This is a genomic window from Ensifer sp. LC384 (genome assembly GCF_001695865.1).
Lineage (GTDB): Bacteria > Pseudomonadota > Alphaproteobacteria > Rhizobiales > Rhizobiaceae > Ensifer.
Window position 1 is genome coordinate 44,210 of record NZ_MBST01000047.1, and the last position, 7,407, is coordinate 51,616.

The following is a 7,407-nucleotide window of genomic DNA, read 5'->3' on the forward strand; positions in this document are numbered from 1 at the left end:
CGCTTAACCAGTATCTTCGAACGGGTGATGCGCCGTGCGCTACCGTGGTCCTTTGCCGCAAGACCTGGGGTAGATCAGTGCCGCCCGGCTCCCAAGATAGGCCCAAAACGTGCAGTTTCATTCGGGCGTTCCCACCTTATTTTGCGCGACACGCACACTATTTCTCAATATCCACTTTTTTCTTGAATTTGAGCATCGTCTTTATGATTCGCTGCGCGTCCGTGTCATCCGGAACAACTTCATTGCATGCATCGCAAAAGCGGCCCGTCACCTTTTCGATAAGCACGCTCTCCCCTCTGTAGACATAGGGAATATCGCGGGTATCTCTAACGAGTGTGCCTCTTCCGCAGTATGGGCATGTCATCTTGATGCCTCCCGAGCGACGTCTGTCTGCGGCGACGATCGCCGGCGTTAGCTATCTCGTCAATTTGGCCCACCTGCGTTAACGAGCTTCCGGCGCGTGGACCGGATGGAAATCCACCCCTTCGGATGCCCATAGAGCGACAGCGCAGCCAACCACACGGCCGCCGAAGCGATAATATTGGGCATATCTGTTCGCGTCCGGCGCCGTACCGAACGATAGATCCTGTCGCTACCGTTCACCCCTGCCGACGCCCTATCCTCACTCCTCGCGGAAGGCGCGCAGCATCTGATCGGTGAATGGTTTTGTCAGGTATGAGATTGCGGTTCGCTCGTCGGTCTGGACGAAGACCTCGACGGGCATGCCGGGCATCAGCTTGCGGCTGCCGAGCTTGTCGAGCGGCTCGGTGATCTCGACGGTTGCGAGATAGAACGGCTGTCCGGTGTTGCGGTCGAGCGTGGTGGCGGCGGCGACGACGTCGATGCGGCCGTCGAGTTCGGGGGTGGTGCGCTGGTTGAAGACGGTAAAGCGCATGCGGCTTTGCTGGCCGGGGGCGATGCGGTCGATGTCGGCCGGCGGGATGCGGATCTCGACCGTCAGGTCCTCGCCCTCGGGCACGATCGACATGGCGGTGGCGCCGGGGGCGATGATGCCGCCGATGGTGTGGATCTGCAGGTCGTAGACGAGACCGTCGACGGGGGCGCGCACTTCCATGCGCGACAGCCGATCTTTTGCCGCCACCGCGCGTTCGGTCAGTTCGGCGATCTTGGCCTCGATGCCGACGATCTGGCCTTGGGTTTCCTTGCGGTTGTTCTGGTCGATCGACATCAGCTTGATGCGCAGTTCGCTGATCTGGCCGAGCGCCTCGGCGATGCGGGCCAAGAGTTCGCCCTTGGAGCCGTCGATGCGGGCCATCTGCCGCAACAGGTCGCGATGCTCGGAAATCGGCACCAGGCCACTCTTCAGAAGCGTGTCGAGCTTGACGAGCTCCTTCTCGACGATCTCCTTTTCCTTGTCGCTGGAGCCGGTCTGGGCTTTCAGCCCGCGGATCTGCTCCTCGAACTGGCCGATCTGCAGCCGCATCTGCTCTTCCTGGCTGGTGATCATCCGGCGGTTGGCCTCAAACAGTTTCAGCTCGCTGACTTTCAGGATCTCCGGCACGTCGAGGCCGGCAAAGGAGACGGTGGTCTCGCCGTCGCGCTCGGCCGTCAGCCGGGCGCGCATGGCGTAGAACTGCTGCAACTGGCCGCGCACGATCGACAGCTCGACCCGGGTCTGGGTCTCGTCGAGCTGCAAGAGCACGTCGCCCTTCCTGACATGGGTGCCGTTCTTGACGGCGATCGCCGAGACGATGCCGCCGTCGCGGTGCTGGATCAGCTTGACCTGCTGGGAGACGGCGACCTGGCCCTGGGTGATGACGGCACCCGACAGCTTGGCCTGGGCCGCCCAGCCGCCGACACCGAACACCAGCGTCGCGGCAAAGACGGCCGAGACGACGATGCGCGAGGTGATGCCGAACTGCGGCTTCTCAGTCGATGCCGCACTGGTGGTTGCCGTTTCCACCGTGCTGTTGTCCGTGGTGTTCATGGTCTTCTTCTCCCGATAACGCGTGACAAATAGGTTCTGTGGTCGTTCAGACGCTGTCTCTCGGCTGATCGGCCGGGCTTTCGAGCGCGGCCAGGATGAAGTCCTGTTCGGTGAGCTCGTGGCGGCCGGCGATCAGGAATTCGAGATCCTCGTCGCGTTCGAGGTTGACGACGGCGCGCACGACGGTGCGTTCGCCGTCGCCGAAGGCCTCGTGATAGAAGGTGATCTGGTGCACCGGCGGTGTCTGGCCGTCGGCGGCGAACTGGGCAAAGACCAGGCCGCCGATGGCTTCGGCGATCTTCGACAGGTCGATGCGGTCGCCGACCTCAAAGTCGCGGATCTCGTCGCGGCCGCTGCCGTCATTGGCCAGCGATGCCACCGTGCGGAAGACGAAGACATCGGCGCCGTCGCCGCCGGCGAGGAAGTTGACGGCAGTGTCGGCCACCAGCACATCGTCGCCCTTGCCGCCGACAGCGCCTTCGATCGCGGTCAACAGGTCCGAACCGATCTCGGCGCCCTCAGCCGTGCCGCGGTCAAGGTCGATCACCACCGCCTGTGTCGCCGCCGCGGCGTCGTAGGTGTCGACCGCCTCATTGCCGTCGATCAGGTCGTTGCCGTCACTGCCGCTCGCATCCGGTGGGATCACCACCAGGAAGGTATCGTTGCCGGTATTGCCTTCCAGCGTGTCGTTGCCGGCACCACCGACGAGAATGTCGTCGCCGCCGCGGCCGCGCAGCACATCGTTGCCGGAGCCACCCGACAGGATGTTGTTGCCGGCCCCACCCGACAGCCGGTCGCCCCCCTGGCCACCGGCGATGATTTCGAAGCCATCGATCACGTCCGTGCCGATCTCGTTGCCCTCGGCGATCCCGGTCTCAATGTCCGCAAGGACTTCCTGGACCAGAGCCGAGAGATCGAGTGTGTCGATACCATCACCACCCGAATAGCTATCGGTGCCATCATTCGTCGCGGTGCCGTTGCCGGTCTCGATCATGGCGACGACGATCACCGTATCGTCGCCCGCACCGCCGGCGACGATGTCGTTGCCCTGGCCGCCGACCAGCGTGTCGTTGCCGCTACCGCCGTCGATGACATCGTTGCCGTCATTGCCGACGAGGGTGTTGCAGGCGGCATCGCCCGAAAGCTGGTCATCACTGGTGCCGCCGATCACCGTCTCGATGCTGTCGAGCGTATCCGATCCGACCTGTTCGCCGGTGGCGGTGCCCTGTTCGAGGTTGACGACGATGGTCTTTGTGCTGGCGCTGGCATCCAGCGTGTCGGTTCCTGCGCCGCCGCTATAGGTATCGTTGCCGTCGCTCGTTTCCCCGGGCATGCAGACCGGTGCTTCGACGAGAATGGTGTCATTGCCGTTGCCGCCGGTGACGGTGTCGTCGCCCTGGCCGCCGGCCAGCATGTCGTTGCCGCTACGGCCGTCGATAACATCGTTGCCGTCATTGCCGACGAGGGAGTTGCAGGCGGCATCGCCCGAAAGCTGGTCATCACTGGTCCCGCCGATCACCGTCTCGATGCTGTCGAGCGTATCCGATCCGATCTCTTCGCCGGTGGCGGTGCCCTGTTCGAGGTTGACGACGATGGTCTTTGTGCTGGCGCTGGCATCGAGCGTGTCGTTTCCTGCGCCGCCATCATAGCTGTCGTCGCCGTCGCTCGTTTCCCCGGGCACGCAGACCGGTGCTTCGACGAGCATGGTGTCATTGCCGTTACCGCCTGAGACGGTGTCGTCGCCCTGGCCGCCGGCCAGCCTGTCGTTGCCGCTACGGCCGTCGATGACATCGTTGCCGTCATTGCCGACGAGGGTGTTGCAGGCGGCATCGCCGGCAAGCTGGTCGTCACCGGTGCCGCCGATCACCGCCTCGATGCTGTCGAGCGTATCCGATCCGATCTCTTCGCCTGTCGCCGTCCCCTGTTCGAGGTCGGCGACGATGGTTTTGGTGCTGGCGCTGGCATCAAGCGTGTCGAAGCCGGTGCCGCCGCTATAGGTATCGTCGCCGTCGTCTTCGCTGTTGGCCGGCGATGGCTGCGCCTGGCGGGCCTCGTCGCTGGTCGCTCCGGTGACGATGACGTCGTTGCCGGCACTGGCCAGAACCGTGTCGTCGCCGCTGCCGCCGGCAAGGTGATCGTCCTCGGTGCCGCCATCGACGAGATCGTCGCCGGCATCGCCCTCGAGACTATCCTTGCCGTCCTCGCCGAACAGCCGATCGTCGCCCTCGCCGCCCGAGAGCGTATCGTCGCCGGCCTCGCCGATGAGGATGTCGTCGCCCGCCTCGCCATGGAGCCGATCGTCGCCGGCGCCGCCAAACAGGATGTCGTCGCCGTTGCCGCCGAACAGCCGGTCATGGCCGTCATCGCCATGCAGGGTGTCGTCGCCGTCGCCGCCCAGCAGCGTGTCGTTGCCGCTGCCGCCGAGGATCAGGTCGTCGTCCTCGCGGCCATAGACGACATCGTCGCCGCCAAGGGCGGCGACGATGTCGGGACGCGGCGTGCCGATCAGCACGTCCGGTCCTTCGGTGCCCTCGATCTCATGGGCCGGCCAGTCGAGCAGCGAAAGCAGCGCGCCATTGGCAACGCTGCCGGTGCCGTCGGAGACGGTGTAGCTGAACGTAACCTCGCCGATCTCGCCGCGCGCCGGCGTATAGAGCCACATGCCGTCGGCATAGGCGCGCACCGAACCGGAAGAGACGGTCAGATTGGCGATCGTCAGCCGGTCGCCGTCGGCATCGAGGGTGTTGGCCAAGAGATCATCGAGCAGGATGATCGCCGACAGGTTCATGAAGCCGTTGGCAAGGATGTTGCGGCCGGCAACGACCGGCAGCCGGTTGCTGCGGGTGCTGCCGTCATCGTCGTCATCGTCGTCGCCGCCATTGCTGCCGCCATTGTTGCCGCCGCCATTATTGCCACCGTTGTTGCCGCCGCCGTTGCCGCCGTTGTTCCCGCCGTTATTGCCACCATTGTTGTTGCCGCCATTGCCATTGCCGTCATCATCATCATCGTCACCGCCGCCATTGTCATCGTCATCGTCATTGCGGCCGCCGGTCGACGGCAGGTTGCCGAAGGACGACAGCCGGGGAAAGTCGAAGTCCGGCAGGTCGTTGTCGTTGGCCGAACGCTTGGACTGCTGCAACGGCCGGTCGTCGACAAAGCGGGTATCGGGACGGCCGTCGTCGAAGGACAGCCGCACCGAGGCGCGCAACCGGCCCATAACCGTTGGAACCGTGCCCGTCGTCAGCGCGAAGTCGGCCATCAGCTCGCGGAAATAGTCCGCGACATTCTCGATGACATCGAGCGCGCCGGCCAGATCCGGCCCGGTCTGCGGCTCGTCCACCGGCGCCATCGCCTCACCATCGCCAAGCCCCGGCCGATGCGCCGGCGCATTGCCGTCGGCCTCGTCGCGGCTGGCAAACACCGAGCCGAGGCCGCCGAGAAACAGCGCCGACAGCAGCAGGCCGCCGCGCTTACGCTCCGGCCTGTCGGCGATCTCGTAACGGTTCATCGGCGCGACCGCCTGCTGGCTGTCGGGTCGCTTCAGGATGAGCTTCTCGTCCATGACATCCTCCTCGGCCGGTGCTGGCTCCGATCGCGGAGCTCGTCTTGCGCCCTGGCCTCGTGTCGCTCGCTCGCATCTGCTCAGCTCTGCCGCCAAAGGGCGGCTTCAATCTCCGCTATGCTCGGCCCTGGCACCGGCGTGCCGGCTACTCCGCCGGCACCCGTTGCGGCTGGCCCATGTCCTGGCTCATGCCGGCATCCGCCCTGCCGGCGGCATCCGTCCTGCCGGCGGCATCCGCCCTGCGGTTCTTCTCCACCACCAGCGGCCGCATCTTCTGCGACGGCAGGATCTCCTCCTTCGGTCCGAAGGCGACCAGCCGGCCGGCCTGCACCAGGCCGATCATGTCGACCGTCTGCAAGGCGCTCGGGCGGTGGGCGACGATGACGACGATGCCGCCGCGCTCGCGCACCTTGAGGATGGCCTGACAGAGCGCCTCTTCCCCTTCCGCATCGAGGTTGGAGTTCGGTTCGTCGAGCACCACAAGAAAAGGATCCCCGTAGAGAGCACGAGCCAGGGCAATGCGTTGCCGTTGGCCTGCGGACAGTGCGGTTCCATGAGGACCAAGTTCGGTCTGGTAGCCGTTCGGCAGGTGCACGATCATCTCGTGGATGCCGGCGGCCTTGGCCGCACGGATGATGGCGCGCGCATTCGGCGCCTCGGCAAAGCGCGAGATGTTGTCCGACACCGTGCCGTCCATCAGCGCCACGTCCTGCGGCAGGTAGCCGACATGCTGGTTGAACAGCGTCTCGGGCCATTGGTTGAGATCGGCGCCGTCGATGCGCACCGCGCCGCGCAGCACCGGCCAGATGCCGAGCATGGCGCGCGCCAGCGTCGTCTTGCCGCCGCCCGATGGCCCGATCAGACCCAGCGCCTGGCCGGCCTTCAGCTCCAGGCTGACTTCGCTCAACAGCACCGCCCCGGTCGACGGCGCCACCGTCGTCACCTTGTCGAGGCTGAAGCTTGTCGTCGGCGCCGGCAGGTCGAGGCTGCCGGAGCGCTCGTCGAGCACGCCGAGTGTTTCGTTCAGCCGGTGATAGCTGCGCCGGGCCGCCACCACGCCCTTCCATTGCGCGATCGCCATGTCGACCGGCGCCAGCGCCCGGGCGGTGACGATCGACGCGGCGATGATCGCGCCCGGCGACAATTGTCCGCGGATCGCCAGATAGGCGCCAAGCCCGAGGATCGCCGACTGCAGGATCATGCGCAGCACCTTCGACAGGCCCGACAGCGTGCCGCCGATGTCCGAGGTCTTGGTCTGACAGTCGAGATGGCGGCGATTGGCCTTCTCGAAGCGGTCGACCGCGCGGCCGGTCATGCCCATGGCATGCAGCACGTCGCTGTTGCGGGCATTGCTCTCGGCCACCGAACTGCGCGCCACCGAGGCCTTGATCATCGCGTGCGAATGGCGCCGGGTCAGCACCTCGGCGATGATGGTCAGCACCGCCAGCACCAGGGCGCCGCCGAGCGTCAGGTAACCGAGCATCGGGTGCAACAGCCAGACGAAGACGAGATAGATCGGGATCCACGGCAGGTCGAACAGCGCCACCGGCCCCTGGCTGGCGAGGAACCCGCGCAGCGTGTCGACGTCGCGGCCGCGCTCCGTCGCCTCCGCCGTCGAATAGCCGAAGCGCGGCATCTCGATCACCACCTTGTGGGCGAGCGGCGCCAATTGCGCATCGAGCCGGGCGCCGAGCCGCACGAGGATCTGCGAGCGGATGACGTCGAACAGCCCCTGGAACAGGTAGAGCCCGACCGCCAGCACCGACAGCGCCACCAGGGTGGAGATGCTGCCGCTGGTCAGCGCCCGGTCGTAGATCTGCAGCATGTAGAAGGCGCCGGTCAGCGCCAGGATGTTGATCAGGCCGGAAAGGCCGAAGAGATAGATCAGGATACCGCG

General features: G+C 65.7%; 3 protein-coding genes. All 3 read right to left on the minus strand.

Annotation, left to right across the window (positions count from 1 at the left end):
- Positions 1-622: 622 nt before the first annotated feature.
- Positions 623-1,948: an HlyD family type I secretion periplasmic adaptor subunit gene (locus tag BC363_RS27010; protein WP_065793341.1), complete on the minus strand. Its 1,326-nt coding sequence runs from the start codon at positions 1,946-1,948 to the stop codon at positions 623-625.
- A 46-nt stretch (positions 1,949-1,994) separates the two neighbouring features.
- On the minus strand, positions 1,995-5,510 hold the full coding sequence (locus tag BC363_RS27015) for a cadherin-like domain-containing protein (protein ID WP_065786276.1): 3,516 nt from the start codon (positions 5,508-5,510) through the stop codon (positions 1,995-1,997).
- A 145-nt stretch (positions 5,511-5,655) separates the two neighbouring features.
- The coding region (locus BC363_RS27020; RefSeq protein ID WP_202618623.1) for a type I secretion system permease/ATPase at positions 5,656-7,407 on the minus strand (1,752 nt) is incomplete at its 5' end.